The following is a 15,213-nucleotide window of genomic DNA, read 5'->3' as shown; positions in this document are numbered from 1 at the left end:
GAACTTCAGCCTTTTTAGTCAGATATTTTTAATTTCTAAACCCGCCAGTTGATGCCAGTAGCCGTTGCATTGGTGATGCTCAAGCGGTTGGGGCTTCTGGCCCTGTTCATTGGCTTTAAAACGCTCGAGATGGCCGAAGGTTTCCACCCCCAATGGACTGAGCCGCACCACATCCACCAGACTGCTCATCGCAGGCAGATCGTTGATGAGGTTATAGCAGTACCCCGATTGAGTCTGAATACCGTTGAGATTGAATACCGATTGACCTTCCTGACTGTGAACCTGAATGCCGGTGGGATATTTAATACAGCAGGTTTCACACTCATCTTTGGCTCGGTTCTCGGCGCGCGCGGTAAAGCAACGCGCAGAGTAGGCCAGAGGCAGGTAACCGTGACTGAACACTTCGGTTTCAAACTTTCCACGGATGCCCAGCTGTTCACACTGTTCGAGAACGTTCGCCAGCCAGTCGCGAGAGAGTTCCACAGGCATACACCAGCGCGTCATCCCTTGTTTGAGAAACAGTTTCAGCGCATGGGCGTTGTAAGTATTGATCGCTGGGCCGACTACAAACGGAATGCCTTTTTCACTGGCCATTTGAATCGCGGCCATGTCATTGGCTTCCACGGCGAAATCGCCGTTATCAATGTACTTCTTCATCACATTGATTTCGCTTGGTGCTTCGAGCAGAGCCATGGTTGAGAGCACGATCTGCTTACCGGTTGCACTCAGCGCTTTGGCGATCTCCAGCCAGTGTTGCGGTTTAATTTCGCGACGCTTCGAACAGACGGTTTCACCCAGATAAATGATGTCCGCATCGCTGACACAAGCTTGTTGATAAAATTGCTCAACGTCCTGTTTAGGCCAGAAGTAGAGCAGGGGACCAAGGGCGTATTTCATTGCATTCTCCACTTCGATTATTGCCACTGGCGATGATAGGCGCCCAGTGTGGTCTGCGTGCCTTCCGAAACATTGGCCAGCGCAGCGTTCCACGCGGCTTCTACCTGATAAGCTCCCGGGTTAGCCAGATAGCGGTCGATGGCGGCACGCCAGGTTCGGGTCACTTGTTCGACATAAGCCGGACTGCGCTGACGTCCTTCGATTTTCACTGACGCGACATTTGCAGCAAACAGCTCTGGCAATAGTGAAAGAGTATTGAGACTGGTGGGTTCTTCCAGTGCATGATAGCGCTTTTGTTCGCCATCGAGTTCGGCCACAAAGCGGCCTTTGCACAGCGTAGGGTAGCCCGCATTCTCTCCGGCTGAATATTTGTCGATCAGGATTTCATTCAGGCGCGATTCAAGACCGGACGCGGTTTCCTGCCAGCGCACGTATTTGGCTGGTGAGCACGCACCGACGGTATTCGGTGATTCGCCGGTCATGTACGACGACAGATAGCAGCGACCTTCCGACATAATGCACAGGCTGCCAAAGGCAAACACCTCCAATTCAACATCTTGCGGAATGTTGCGTGATAGCTGTTTGACCTGGTGAATCGACAGTACGCGGGGCAGAACAACACGCTTCACGTTGAAATTCTGCTTGTAGAACTCTACCGCTTTGACGTTGGTGGCTGAGGCCTGTACGGAGAGGTGCAGTTCCATGTCGGGGTAACGCTGGGCAGCGTAATCAAGAATGGCCACATCGGCGACGATCAGGGCATCAACACCCAAATCTGCAGCCTGATCCACCGCGTTTGTCCAGCGTTCAAAACCGTTCGGGTGCGCAAAGGTATTCAGCGCAACGTGGATTTTTTTACCTTGGTCATGCACGTACTGAACCGCTTTATCCAGCTTTTTACCGCTGAAGTTAAGGCCGGCGAAGTGACGCGCGTTGGTGTCATCTTTAAAACCGATGTAGACCGCGTCGGCGCCACAATCAATGGCCGTTTTGAGAGCAGGCAAGTTACCTGCGGGACAGAGAAGTTCCATTGCTCGGGTACTGTTTTCTAAGGAAAAGTGCCCGCATTTTATGAAGAATTATGAATACCGGATTTGATGTAAGGCAGGTTTCACTCAATAAAGGCGAAATTACTCACTTAGAGTGATTTACGGTGGCGTCGATGCTGCGAAAACAGCTCTTCCACTTCGTGCTTTGGCTGAGGCCGGTAGAAATGGAAACCCTGAATGGAATGGCAGTTCAGGTTGGAAAGCAGTGTCGCTTGCTGTTGGGTTTCAACCCCTTCTGCCACTACGGTCAGATTGAGTGATTTGCCCAAATTGATAATGTTTTCAATCACCGTGACCTGCTTGGGCAGTGTGTCGATGTCGGTGATAAATGCGCGGTCTATTTTCAGCTCATCAATCGGGAATCGGGCCAGATAAGCGAGCGATGAATAGCCTGTACCGAAATCATCAATTGACAGCGAGAACCCCAGTTTTTTGATGGCATTGAGCATTTGCAGCGTATGATCACTGTCGCTCATCATTGCGCTCTCAGTCAGCTCAAAGGTGATGCAGTTTGGATCCAAAGCGGTGGTACGCAACAGCTTCTCAAGGTAATCAATCAGTTGTGGGTTGCCAAACTGCTCGGGCGAAATGTTGATCGCCACACGGCCTGGCAGAATACCTTGCTGTTTCCAGCGTTTGACGGTCGCAAACACATCGCGCATCACCACGCGGCCAAGATGTTCAATCAAGCCTGCTTTTTCCGCGACCGGAATGAAGGCCCCCGGGCTGATATAGCCTTCAACTGGGTGTTTCCAGCGCACCAGAGCTTCGGCGCCGTTGATACTGAAATCACGCGCGTTCACTTTCGGTTGGTACCACACTTCGAGGCCATTTTGCTGCAGTGCTTTTTGCAGTTCAATTTCCAGCCACAAGCGCATGCGCGCTTCTTTATTCATTTGATCATTGAACTTGATCAGACGGTTACGTCCGCGGTCTTTGGCTTCATACATCGCGGTGTCGGCGTTTTGCAGCAATACGCGTGCATCATTGCCGTCGCCCGGGTAGCGGACGCTGCCAATAGAACAGGCCAAACGTTTACTGAAGTGGTGCAGATCGAACGGTTGGTTGATGAGCGAAATAATGCGCTCCGCCAGCATTTCCGCCGAACGGTTATGTTCGGGCTCTGGCAGGATCAAACCGAATTCATCGCCGCCGAGGTGGCCCAACACCGCTTGTGGCGGCAGCAGACGTTTAAGGCGTGAAGAGACTTCTTTAATGACTTTGTCGCCGATGTGATGCCCCAGCGAGTCATTGATATTCTTGAAGTTATCAATGTCGAGGTAGAGCATTACCAGCGGAGTATCGTTCTGAATCAGTTGTTCCAGACGTTTGGTAAAGCCCAAACGGTTATACAAACCGGTTAAGGTATCGATATGCATATCCGTTTGGGTCGTCGCGGACAGCTGCTTAGTCGCCTGCGACGCATCCTGAATCAGGATCAGTTGAGAATTGCTGCCCAGAACACGAGTAGTGCCAGCGTTCAGCTGAACTTTACGCTCAAAGCCGCAGCGCGGACCTGTGAGACAAACCAGAGGGGCTTCAGACAACAGCAGCCCGATTGGCGTAGTAAATACGGCTTTGGTTTTCTCATCAATAAACAGGCGTGACAGCTCTTCACCGAGAAGATCGGACGTGTCATCAAAACCGAGCAAACGAGCGGATGATGGGTTGGCAGAAATGATGCAGTCGTCTTCCACCAACAGTAAGCCATCCGGCAGCAGAGTAGTCAGGGTCGAGAACTTGTTCTCCGACTCTTCCAGCGAGCGGATTAGGATCTGTTTTTCGGAGGTGTCTATGGCGTGAAACACCACATATTCAACTTGATTGTCGTTGAGTATCGGGGACAGCGAAAAGTGCAGGCTGGTCTCTAGATCGAGTTCATGCAGTGTCACTTCCGCTTCGAGAGTTTCTCCGTTAAACGCACGAGAGTAATACGGTTGGAGATGCTGGTAGAAGTGTTCACCCAAAACCTGAGTGTCGTTCATACCAATCAAGTCGTCAGCAGGAAGGCCGGCGATATCGCAATAGCGCTCATTGACCAGAACATACTGATGTTGGTCATTAAGCAGTGCAAAAAAGAACGGACTATTCGACGTAATTTTTGCAAACCAGTGCTGTATATTTTGCGAGGGCATGTGCGAAAGCATCAAGATACTACCAACCGTCCAGAGCGCGTACTATTCATTGAACTTGTTACTCTTACAAGAGATATTAACTATAACTTTGATTCCCGCTACTGAAAAGGTGCATCAGGGTACGGGTTTTTTGATGCATAACAGGAATCGGCGCAAATACATCCATTATGATGAGACACACTTAAATTAAAGGTAACGGATAACGCGCGTGATTAACAAGATTCGTACTCAACTAGTTCAAAATGCCGCATCAATTTTGAGATCTCCAATCCACTTATTGCCCAAATCTGTGCAAAAAAAAGCCTTGCTGGATGGGCTCAAACTCGCCTTTCATGAAGCGCTAGACGATGGAGACTTCGAATTTCTTGAAGATAAATGGCTGAAAGTCGAAATTCGTGACCTGAATTTACGCTGGTTTATCAGTTATGAGAATGACAATCTTATCGTGGCTGATAATGTGAAGCACGAAGATGTGAGTTTTAGTGGCGATCTGAATGACCTGATTCTGATTGCCGGACGCAAAGAAGATCCGGATACCTTATTTTTCCAGCGCCGCCTGTCGATTGAAGGTGACACAGAACTGGGACTGGAAGTGAAAAATTTGATGGACAGTGTGGATTTGGAACAATTACCCAAAGCATTGCAAATTTTACTTCACCAACTCGCCGATTTTGTGCATAAAGGCATGCAAACGCCAAATACACACAATGAGGTAGTGAATGCTTATTCGAACTGAGGCTCCAGCGGACATTCTGGCCGTCGACCGCTTACTGAAAGAGGTCTTTGACACCGAGGCTGAAGCCAATCTGGTCATGGCATTACGCGAAAACGGCCATCGGACTTTGTCATTGGTCGCGTGTGATGATGAGGGCGAAGTGGTTGGACATGCCATGTTTAGCCCGGTGCATCTCAACGGTGAAGATCTTAACTGGCAGGGGCTTGCTCCACTCGCCGTGAAGGCTGAATACCGTAAGCAGGGCTTGGGTGCAGAATTGGTGCACGAAGGTCTGGCTTCACTGGGTGAACTGGGGTACCCGGCGTGTGTTGTTCTGGGGGATCCGGCCTACTATTCCCGTTTTGGTTTTACGGCTGCCGATGAGCAGGGTTTTCGCTGTCAGTGGGATGTACCAGCTGGTGCGTTCCAGATTGTCGCGTTGTGGGACGATGAACTGAAAGGGCGCAGTGGCGAAATTCAGTACTGCCCAGAGTTTTCCGACTTGGCATAAACGGCTTGCCATTTTCCAAAGCAACGATGTGAAGGAGCCTGTGGGCTCCTTTGTTTTTTCGCTTTTTCGCGCTGCGCTTCTTGAGTGGATTCGCGGAAGTTTGTTAGCATGACGCGCATTGAAATTATGAGCAACTCAACATGTCTGATCACCAACAGCAATACTTACACGCCATGGGCATTCAGAGCTGGGAACTGGTACATCCGGAACGTCTGCAGGGCTATCAGCCGACGCTGGCACCATTGGACGAAGGTTGCCGCTTGCTGTTGGTCTGCGCCAGCCACCCGACGGCAGCAGAAGCGATACTGTTTGAGCGTGTGTTGAAGAGTTTCCATTTACCGTTGAGTGCAGCACGACATGTCTACCCGCATCAACTGTCTCAGCTTGAACTGGCTGGCCTGGAGTGGATATGGTTTGCCGGCTGTGACGTGGCTGCTGACACTTCTGCGAATCGTCTGATCTCACCAACGCTGGCTGAGATTGACGGTCATACCCAACATCGCCGTGATTTATGGCAGCAAATTTGCTCATACGGAGCACAATCTTAATGACGATTCAGTTTATGCCAATGGCACCGCAGCATACCCAAGCGGTGTATCAGATTGAGCAACGTGCCCATACTCATCCTTGGTCAGCAAACATGATTGGTGATTTATCCAGTCGGGGGGCCTGTCATTACGTTATGTTGGTGGATGAGACGCTGGTGGGCTATTTCTACGCGCAGAATATTGTCGGTGAAGTGACACTGCTCAATATCGCCGTTGATCCGCAGCAGCAGGGCAAAGGCTATGGTCGCCAATTGGCCGAGTATTTTCTGGAGATCTGTGAGCAAGCGGGCGCGGAGAGTGCCTGGTTGGAGGTGCGCGAAAGCAATCAACGCGCCTATGCTCTCTATTCGGAGCTTGGATTTAACGATATTGACCGCCGGGTGAACTACTACCCTACGGCCAATGGGCACGAAGATGCGATCATCATGAGCTATCTGTTTCTGTGATCATTTAAGGCCAAACTGGCGGGCTGCTACTGGTTCCAGTAGCTCATGATAGCGGTTGTGAGTGAAACGCTGAGCCATCTCTTTCGCGTTGAGCGGCTTATCAAACAGATAACCTTGGAACTGCTCGCATCCCAGCGCTTTCAGCGCATTGAGTTCAAAAGTATCTTCTACTCCTTCGGCAATCACTTCCAGCCCCAGTCGGCGGGCAATCATGATGATGGTATCGACAATCGCCTGATCGCTGTCATCAAGATGCAACTGTGTCACGAATGAACGGTCGATCTTCAAGACATCGACCGCCAGATGTTTCAGGTAGCGCAGCGAGGAGTAGCCGGTACCGAAATCATCGATGGAAATGTTGAGCTGAAACTCTTTCAGGCGCGCCATTTTTTCAATCGCACTCTCTACATTTTCCAGCAGCAGGTTTTCGGTGATCTCCAGTTCGATGTGTTCACCAGTGATGCCAGCCTGATGCAGTGTCTCGTGGATGTGATCGACAAACGAATCCTGAGCAAATTGCAGCGGACTGATGTTAATCGCCAAGCGTTGAAACTCGTCAGGCAGCACGCCGTCTTTCTTCCACTGCGCGTACTGATAGCAAGCCTGTTCAATAATCCAATTGCCGATTTGCAGTATCTGCCCGGTCTCTTCTGCAATCGACATGAACGCGCCCGGAGGCAGTACCCCTTTCTGTGGGTGATTCCAGCGAATCAGTGCTTCCACGCCGATGATCTGATGATTGAGGTTCACCTGTGGCTGATAGTAGAGCTCAAACTGATTGCGGCTCAGCGCTTCATGCAAGCCTTTTTCGGTTTCGAGGAATGATTCCACCTGAGCCTGCATTTCCGGCTCATAAAACACGTATTTGTTGCGACCGCAGACTTTGGCCCGGTAGAGCGCGGTATCGGCCTGACGCAGAATATCGATGTTGGTGGTGCCCAGTGACGGGAACATCGAGATGCCGATACTGACGGAGCAGTAGAGCTGGTGATCATCAATCGAATATGGGTTGGAAATCAGCGCCAGCAACTGCTTGGCGACGTTCTCCACCCGATCATTGGGCAGAGTGGGGATCAAGACCACAAACTCATCACCGCCGATACGCGCGGCAATATAGTCGTGTTTAGCCCACGCTTGCAGACGGGTGGCGATCGCTTTGATCAGCTTGTCGCCAATGGTGTGGCCGAGCGAATCATTGATGGTTTTAAATCGGTCCAGATCGAGGTAAAACAGCACACCACTCTGCTGCGTTTGCTCAGCTTGATCGAGGGATTTACTCAGCATCTGTAGCAACAGGCTGCGGTTGGCCAACCCTGTGAGACTGTCGTAATAGGCGAGCTGGTTGAGTTTGGCTTCGGCCAGTTCCCGTTCATGCCACAGGGTTTGAAACGAAGAAGCAAGTTCGCTCAGCTCGCTCTCCTGATTCAGTGGCGGCGGCGAAATGTTGTGTGGCGTATCCGGTAGCGATCGCACCCAGTTGATCAGCGTGGTGATCGGCAACGACAACTTACGGTAGAAGAACACCAGCAGAATCGACGTCAGCAAAATGTTGCGCAGTAGATCGAACAACAACACCCGTGTCGTCTTGGCAATGAAATCTTTGGCGATTGAGCTGCCGTCGATGGAAAACGTTAATGTTCCCACCACCACGTTGGAATTGGGTTGATGCAGGTCAGCCTGAAATGTTGGTACATCGGGAGTGAGATAGCGCGACAGTAACTGAATAATCACGCCCTGCGGTTTGACCTCCTGTTCCATGCGCGCCAGATCGTCACCAAAATCATCGACGATCGCCACGCGGTAAATACCGGGGTCGGCCATCAGGCTGGTGGCTACTTGCTCTGCCAGTAAATGATTGAGATGGTACGCGGCTTGGCTGGCGTTCGCATAGCTTTGCATCAGGCGAAAATGGTAGTGTTCCTCAATTCGCCCGCGCTCCTGATGCAGGTCGACCAGCGTATGATAGAAGCTGAAGCACAACCCCAATAGTACGGAGACCAGAAAGACGGTCTTGGCTTGGCGAAACGCTAATGAATGTATCTGCTTGAATCTGGTCATAGAGGTTGAGCATTCCCTGTTCTTCCTTATCAGTTATAGTCCATAATTGCAGAGAAATTAATGGCAAAGTAAAAACTCAGCTTTTATTCCATTCGTGTCTTAAAGTTGCTCCCAAGGCCAAGATCAGCGAGAATACCGCGCAAATTTGAACCGAAAGGCTAGGGCGCGGCTTTAGTCCCCGTTTTAGCATCAAGAGAAGATCCGTTTCATGTCTACTACACCTTTTGTGGGCGAAGTATCCAAGCGTCGTACTTTCGCCATCATCTCGCACCCGGATGCGGGTAAAACAACCATCACTGAAAAAGTGTTGCTATTCGGACGCGCGATTCAAACGGCCGGTTCGGTCAAAGGCCGTGGTTCAGCACAGCACGCGAAATCAGACTGGATGGAGATGGAAAAAGAACGGGGCATCTCGGTCACCACCTCTGTGATGCAGTTTCCTTACCGCGATGCGCTGGTTAACCTGCTTGATACCCCGGGACACGAAGACTTCTCCGAAGATACTTACCGTACCCTGACGGCGGTAGACTCGTGTCTGATGGTGATCGACGCGGCAAAAGGTGTTGAGGATCGTACCCGCAAACTGATGGAAGTCACCCGTCTGCGTGATACGCCGATCGTGACGTTCATGAACAAACTCGACCGTGAAATCCGCGATCCGATGGAATTGCTGGATGAAGTGGAAAACGAGTTAAGCATCGCGTGTGCGCCTGTGAGCTGGCCGATTGGTTGTGGTAAAGAGTTCAAAGGCGTATATCACATTCATCGTGATGAAACCGTGCTGTATGCGACCGGCCAAGGCCACACCATTCAGGAAGAGCGCATTATCAAAGGCTTGGATAACCCAGAGCTTGATGCTCAAGTGGGTGAAGATCTGGCGATGCAACTGCGTGAAGAGCTGGAACTGGTGCTGGGTGCCTCACACGAGTTTGACCGCGAACTTTTCCTGAAAGGTGAACTGACGCCGGTATTCTTTGGTACGGCATTGGGTAACTTCGGTGTTGATCACATGCTGGACGGCCTGACAGAGTGGGCTCCGGCACCACTGCCACGTGAAGCAAACGAGCGTAAAGTCGAAGCGACCGAAGAAAAATTCAGTGGTTTCGTGTTTAAGATTCAGGCCAACATGGACCCAAAACACCGCGACCGTATCGCGTTCATGCGTATCGTATCCGGCACTTACAAGCAGGGTATGAAGATGAACCATGTACGTCTGGGCAAACAGGTGAGCATTTCTGATGCAGTCACCTTCATGGCAGGCGACCGTTCACGCGCAGAAGAAGCGTTTGCGGGCGATATCATCGGCCTGCACAACCACGGTACGATTCAGATTGGTGACACCTTTACCCAGGGGGAATCACTGAAGTTCTCGGGCATTCCTAACTTTGCACCAGAGCTGTTCCGTCGTATTCGCCTTAAAGACCCATTGAAGCAGAAACAGCTGCTGAAAGGTCTGGTTCAGTTGTCGGAAGAAGGTGCGGTGCAGGTGTTCCGTCCGCTGCAAAACAACGATCTGATCGTAGGCGCGGTGGGTGTGCTGCAGTTTGATGTGGTCGTGGCGCGTCTGAAATCAGAATACAACGTGGAAGCGATCTACGAAGGCGTGAACGTAGCGACGGCTCGCTGGGTAGAATGCAGCGATGTGAAGAAATTCGAAGAGTTCAAACGTAAGAACCAGAGCAACCTGGCGCTGGACGGTGGTGATAACCTGGCGTACATCGCGCCAACCATGGTGAACCTCAACCTGGCTCAGGAACGTTCTCCGGAAGTGACATTCCGCGCGACCCGCGAACACTAAGAGTGTTGACCGCGTCAGCCTGTAGGGTGGCGCGGTATTCGACGGTGATAAAAAAGCCGATGCTGTGCATCGGCTTTTTTCGATCTTAAGAGTCAGAATTATTTTTTCTTCTTCTTTGCGCTGCTTTTTTTGCTGACAGGCTTTTTCGTGGCCGTCTTTTTCTTGCTGTCGTCTTTTTTCTTTTTCTTAAACACGGGTTTTTTGTGTTTAGGACGCATGCCATCGACATAGCGCTCTTTGATGTCTTCTTTCAGGTAGCGCGCTACACGGTCCATCATTGGTTGGTCGTGGGCTTCTACCAGAGAAATCGCGATGCCTTTCTTACCCGCACGAGCAGTACGACCGATACGGTGCAGGTACACATCCGCGCTGCGTGGCAGATCGAAGTTGATCACGTGGCTCACATCCGGTACGTCGATACCACGTGCAGCAACGTCGGTCGCCAGCAGAATGTTAACGCTGCCGTCACGGAAGCGGCTGATGGCGTTGTTACGACGATCCTGTGGCATTTCACCCTGAATCCACGAACAGGCAATTTGCGCGCTTTCCAGCACCGCACGAACTTCCGCCAGACGCTCACGTGTTTTGAAGAAGACGATCGCACGCTCTGATTGCTGCGTCAGAATCGCTTTCAGCAGAGCCAGTTTGTGGTTCATGTCGTCGGCACGGTGATACCACTGAGAAATCTTTTTGCGCTCACGACGTGGCGGCTCAGCGTTGACTTCGGCCGGCTCTTTGAGCAGATCCGCGGTGAAACCTTCGACGCCACGACCTTCCAATGTTGCTGAGAACAGCAGCGTTTGTTTACGCCAGCGACACTCTGCTGACAGACGATCGACCACCGGGCCAAAACCCATGTCCAGCATGCGGTCCGCTTCGTCCAGGATCAGCCATTCAATCGCACGGCAGTCAAAACGTTCCGCTTCGATGTATTCCAGCAGACGACCCGGCGTTGCGACCACGATATCTTGCGTGGTTGCCAGAATGTCAGCGTGTTCCTGATACTGCACACCACCGGTGATGGTGAAAATGTTCAGCTTGGTGTACTTCGCCAGTTCACGTGCCTGCTCTGCAATCTGCATCGCCAGCTCACGAGTCGGAGTCAGCACCAGAATACGGGCCGGGCCCGCTTTCTTGCGTGGGAAATCCTGCAGGAATTGCAGCGCTGGGATCACGAACGCGGCGGTTTTACCGGTACCGGTCGGAGCGGATGCCAATACATCTCTGCCGTCCAGGGCTTGGGGAATCGCTTCGGCTTGAACTTGAGTCGGGCGTTCGAAGCCCATTTCCTCGATAGCTTCAAGAAGATTTGGGTCCAGTTCTAGGTCAGCAAAGGTTTTGATCACTGTTATTTACTCCGCGAGCGCTGGGCTGATCAGTCTAAATTAAAGGGCGCACATTATAGATGGATCATCGACCAGATCACATCTTTAATTTCTACATCTTCAGATAAAAAGCGCGAGTTAAGGCGATAAAGTCGGCACTGTAGTCTGCTCCATCCTGAATAATGAGCGTGCTGAGTTGCGTTTGGCACGGGTCTCTTTGTAGCTCAAACAATAAGCGGTGTACAGGTTTGCGCGCTGAAGGTTGCACGTCGCAGCGCCGTGCCAGATGCCAGCCTTGTTGTGTGGCCAGCGTAATCAATTGTTCGCCCTCCACGATGGGCAGAATCAGGCTGGCTTTGCCTTCTGGCGCAAGCAGACGCGCCATCGCACCGAGCAAATCGCTGTGGTTTAACGTATCAGTGTGGCGCGCGGTTGCCCGCTGCGCATGCTGAGATTGCTGGCCGTCATTAAAATACGGTGGGTTACAGATGATGGCATCAAACGCGGCATTGCTCTGAGTGGCGAGAATGTCTTGGTGAGAAACATGAATGCGTGCCGACCACGGTGACTGTTGCGCATTGCAACTGGCGGCCGCAAACGCATGCGGGTCGATATCGACGGCTTCAATTTGCGCGTTTGGAAAACGCTGGGCACACATCAGAGCAAGCAATCCGGTCCCCGTGCCGATGTCGAGAATACGTTGTGGCGGCTTTGAAAATGCCCACGCACCGAGCATGACACCGTCAGTACTGACCGGCATACCACTTTGCCCACCCTCAATGGCAAATTGCTTAAATTTGAAGCCTTTAGTCTTTAACGTGCTACTTTTCATGAAAATATCGATTTCATCCAATCATTAAGTAATTATGTCTGTTGTTATTTTATTGTGTGGTTTTTTGTGCTGACTGTTGTGGTTTTGTAGGTGCTAATGATCGAAATATCGTTCTGTCTATTTTTTAACAATCGGTGGATTTCACTGCTTTTTGGCGAAGATTATAAATTAATGTAGTGTTTTTGGCTTTGCTATTGCGAAAAGTCAATGGTTTCGTCATTATTCGCCCCCTAATTTAAGGTTGGGAGCTTAAGATTCCCCGCCTAATGCATACACAACATTCATGACATTTTAATAAGGGTTATCTGTGAAGCAGACGTTAAAACTAACAGATATTGCCGCTTTAGGCTTTATGCTTTTCGCGTTCTTTTTGGGCGCAGGGAACATCATTTTTCCTCCTTTGGCCGGCCAGATGGCGGGCGAAAACCTGATGCCAGCGATGGGCGGTTTCCTGCTCACGGCCGTGGGCCTTCCTCTGGTTTCGATCATCGCGGTGGCGATTGCTGGTGGTAGCTGGCAACACCTGACGAAAGATCTTCCGGCTAAAGTAGCCACTCTGATTGCGGTGCTGATTTTTATCATTATCGGTCCAGCTTTTGCGGCTCCGCGTACAGGTCTGGTGGCATATGAAATGGCGGTCAGCCCGCTGTTTGCTGAAACTTCGCAAATGCATCTGACTGCGTTCTCAGTACTGTTTTTTGTTGTCGCGATGTTTTTTTCCTGGTCACAAGGTCGTCTGATCGATCTGATCGGTAAACTGTTGACGCCAGCGTTGTTCATCGGCCTGATCGTTCTGGCGGTGGGCGTGTTTATGGATCCGCAAGGCGAGTGGATGCCGGCGTCTGGTCCATACGCGACTCAACCGTTCACCAAAGGTTTCCTGGAAGGCTACAACACCATGGATACTCTGGCGGCACTGATGTTCGGTATGCTGATTGTTGACGCGCTGCGCAGCAAAGGTATCACTGAAGCGCGTGCCACGACCAAGTATCTCATCAGCTCAGCGTTCATTGCTGCATTTGGTTTGGCATCGGTTTACGTGTCTCTGTTCTATCTCGGCGCCACCAGCTCGGCGATTGCAGGCGGTGCAGACAACGGCGGCTTCATTCTGAGCCAATACGTGCAGGCGCTGTTTGGCCCATACGGCCAGGTGGTTCTGTCGACTATCGTTCTGCTGGCGTGTCTGACTACCGCAATTGGCCTGATCTCGGCGTGTTCAGATTACTTCAGTTCGCTGACTAAAGTGCCTTACCGCGCCTGGGTTATCATCAACGGTGTGGCGTGTGCAATTGTGGCTAACGTAGGTCTGGCACAACTGATCGCACTGTCTATTCCGGTTCTGGTTGCCCTTTACCCAGTGGCGATTGCTCTGGTTCTGCTGGCGTTCGTGCGTCATAAACTGCCAAACCCGAAAGCGGCATTTCGCGTCGTCACGCTGGTGGCGTTCCTGTTCGCACTGATCGATGCGGCGAAAGTCGTCGGCATTGATGTTTCAGCATTTGAAGTTCTGCCACTGTTTGATGTTGGCATGGGCTGGGTGCTGCCAACCTTCGCGGCACTGGTGTGTATGTTTTTCGTTGCCGGTTCTGTGCGCGAAGAGCTGCAACAGAAAACAGCCTAATTGTTAGATTGAAAGCAAAGGCGGATGCGGTGTCATCCGCCTTTTTTATTTGCGGCGATTTTCCGTCTGAGCAGATAAAAACCCTGCGCAGAGAGGCGAATTTTTCCTGTATCTTCGTCACATTTTTCAGTAGAATTCTGCGGTTAAATTCTATTCATAAAGTCAAAATCAAACATGTTTGAAATCAATCCAATTAAAAACCGCATTCAGGATGTGTCAGAGCGCACAAACGTCCTGAGGGGGTATCTTTGACTATGACGCCAAGAAAGAGCGTCTAGAAGAAGTCAACGCAGAACTTGAACAACCGGATGTCTGGAACGAACCTGAGCGTGCACAAGCGCTGGGTAAAGAACGTTCAGCTCTGGAAGCGGTTGTTGAAACCATTAACCAGCTGGATCAAGGTGTCGATGATGTAGAAGGTTTACTGGAACTGGCGATTGAAGCCGAAGACCAGGAAACATTCGACGAAATCGGCCCTGAACTGGACGAGCTGGAAACTAAGCTGGAACAGCTGGAATTCCGCCGCATGTTCGCCGGCGATCACGACTCATCTGACTGCTACCTGGACCTGCAAGCGGGTTCTGGCGGTACGGAAGCGCAGGACTGGACATCCATGATGCTGCGTATGTACCTGCGTTGGGCAGATGCCAAGGGCTTCAAAACTGAAGTGATCGAGGTATCGGAAGGTGACGTGGCTGGCCTGAAATCGGCGACCGTTCGCATCGTCGGCGATTACGCTTACGGTTGGCTGCGTACAGAAACCGGTGTTCACCGCTTAGTTCGTAAATCACCATTTGACTCAGGCGGTCGCCGTCACACGTCATTTGCGTCTGCGTTTGTTTACCCAGAGATTGATGAAAACATCGCGATCGACATTAACCCGGCGGATCTGCGTATCGACGTGTACCGCGCTTCGGGTGCGGGTGGTCAGCACGTTAACACCACGGAATCTGCGGTACGTATTACCCACCTTCCAACCAACACCGTTGTACAGTGTCAGAACGACCGTTCTCAGCACAAGAACAAAGATCAGGCGATGAAACAGCTTCGTGCGAAACTGTTTGAGCTTGAACTGCAAAAGCAGAACGCTGAGAAACAGGCTAACGAAGACGCGAAATCGGACATCGGCTGGGGTAGCCAAATCCGTTCATACGTGTTAGATGATTCTCGAATCAAAGATTTACGTACCGGCGTTGAAAACCGTAATACACAAGCGGTTCTTGACGGTGACTTAGACAAATTTATCGAAGCTAGCCTGAAATCAGGTCTTTAAGCTTT

Annotated in this window: 13 protein-coding genes; 7 read left to right on the top strand and 6 right to left on the bottom strand. The window is 51.1% G+C overall.

What is annotated here, in order from left to right; all coding sequences use genetic code 11:
- Positions 1 to 18: 18 nt before the first annotated feature.
- From LGV68_RS16695 to LGV68_RS16685, 3 genes are all read right to left on the bottom strand, one after another.
- Positions 19 to 897 carry a U32 family peptidase gene (locus LGV68_RS16695; RefSeq protein ID WP_238775765.1) on the bottom strand — a complete coding sequence of 293 codons (879 nt, stop codon included), beginning with the start codon at positions 895 to 897 and terminating at the stop codon, positions 19 to 21.
- 17 nt (positions 898 to 914) lie between these two features.
- Complete coding sequence (locus LGV68_RS16690; RefSeq protein WP_024374248.1) at positions 915 to 1,928, bottom strand: peptidase U32 family protein; 1,014 nt, start codon at positions 1,926 to 1,928, stop codon at positions 915 to 917.
- A gap of 107 nt (positions 1,929 to 2,035) precedes the next feature.
- Positions 2,036 to 4,081 (bottom strand): EAL domain-containing protein, encoded by a 2,046-nt coding sequence (locus LGV68_RS16685; RefSeq protein ID WP_024374249.1) that lies wholly within the window; start codon positions 4,079 to 4,081, stop codon positions 2,036 to 2,038.
- 208 nt (positions 4,082 to 4,289) lie between these two features.
- On the opposite strand from LGV68_RS16685, the gene LGV68_RS16680 reads away from it, so the two are divergent.
- The 4 genes from LGV68_RS16680 (at position 4,290) to rimI (ending at position 6,301) form a co-directional block, all read left to right on the top strand.
- A complete protein-coding gene (locus tag LGV68_RS16680) occupies positions 4,290 to 4,817 on the top strand; it encodes an SCP2 domain-containing protein (protein ID WP_024374250.1) in 528 nt (175 codons plus the stop codon).
- Positions 4,801 to 5,307: an N-acetyltransferase gene (locus LGV68_RS16675; RefSeq protein WP_024374251.1), complete on the top strand. Its 507-nt coding sequence runs from the start codon at positions 4,801 to 4,803 to the stop codon at positions 5,305 to 5,307. The genes LGV68_RS16680 and LGV68_RS16675 overlap by 17 nt, the downstream gene beginning before the upstream one ends.
- Before the next feature lie 140 nt (positions 5,308 to 5,447).
- Positions 5,448 to 5,855 carry a DNA polymerase III subunit psi gene (locus LGV68_RS16670; protein ID WP_020332062.1) on the top strand — a complete coding sequence of 136 codons (408 nt, stop codon included), beginning with the start codon at positions 5,448 to 5,450 and terminating at the stop codon, positions 5,853 to 5,855.
- Positions 5,855 to 6,301, top strand: a complete 447-nt coding sequence (rimI, locus tag LGV68_RS16665) for a ribosomal protein S18-alanine N-acetyltransferase (RefSeq protein WP_020430533.1) — start codon at positions 5,855 to 5,857, stop codon at positions 6,299 to 6,301. Before LGV68_RS16670 ends, rimI begins: the two co-directional genes overlap by 1 nt.
- On the opposite strand, the gene LGV68_RS16660 is transcribed toward rimI, so the two are convergent.
- Positions 6,302 to 8,359 (bottom strand): EAL domain-containing protein, encoded by a 2,058-nt coding sequence (locus tag LGV68_RS16660; RefSeq protein ID WP_222742071.1) that lies wholly within the window; start codon positions 8,357 to 8,359, stop codon positions 6,302 to 6,304.
- A gap of 208 nt (positions 8,360 to 8,567) precedes the next feature.
- Between LGV68_RS16660 and prfC the strand changes: the two genes are divergently transcribed.
- A complete protein-coding gene (prfC, locus tag LGV68_RS16655; protein WP_020332065.1) occupies positions 8,568 to 10,157 on the top strand; it encodes a peptide chain release factor 3 in 1,590 nt (529 codons plus the stop codon).
- A gap of 98 nt (positions 10,158 to 10,255) precedes the next feature.
- Here prfC and srmB read toward each other — a convergent pair whose 3' ends face one another.
- Both srmB and LGV68_RS16645 read right to left on the bottom strand, forming a co-directional pair.
- On the bottom strand, positions 10,256 to 11,503 hold the full coding sequence (srmB, locus tag LGV68_RS16650) for an ATP-dependent RNA helicase SrmB (protein WP_252535684.1): 1,248 nt from the start codon (positions 11,501 to 11,503) through the stop codon (positions 10,256 to 10,258).
- Positions 11,504 to 11,594: 91 nt separating this feature from the next.
- On the bottom strand, positions 11,595 to 12,314 hold the full coding sequence (locus LGV68_RS16645; protein ID WP_143683194.1) for a tRNA1(Val) (adenine(37)-N6)-methyltransferase: 720 nt from the start codon (positions 12,312 to 12,314) through the stop codon (positions 11,595 to 11,597).
- Between the two features lie 307 nt (positions 12,315 to 12,621).
- On the opposite strand from LGV68_RS16645, the gene brnQ reads away from it, so the two are divergent.
- Positions 12,622 to 13,935, top strand: coding sequence for a branched-chain amino acid transport system II carrier protein (gene brnQ / locus LGV68_RS16640; RefSeq protein ID WP_020332069.1), 1,314 nt, complete (start codon positions 12,622 to 12,624; stop codon positions 13,933 to 13,935).
- A 174-nt stretch (positions 13,936 to 14,109) separates the two neighbouring features.
- A protein-coding gene (gene prfB / locus LGV68_RS16635) for a peptide chain release factor 2 (RefSeq protein WP_100268275.1) occupies positions 14,110 to 15,208 on the top strand; the annotation gives its coding sequence in 2 pieces (ribosomal slippage) (positions 14,110 to 14,184 and positions 14,186 to 15,208; 1,098 coding nt in all).
- Positions 15,209 to 15,213: the final 5 nt, after the last annotated feature.

The sequence above is a fragment of the Vibrio sp. LQ2 genome (assembly GCF_023920125.1).
GTDB classification, from domain to species: Bacteria; Pseudomonadota; Gammaproteobacteria; order Enterobacterales; family Vibrionaceae; genus Vibrio; species Vibrio fluvialis.
Note: the sequence above shows the minus strand (reverse complement) of the source record. Positions and strands in the feature narration are given on the sequence as shown.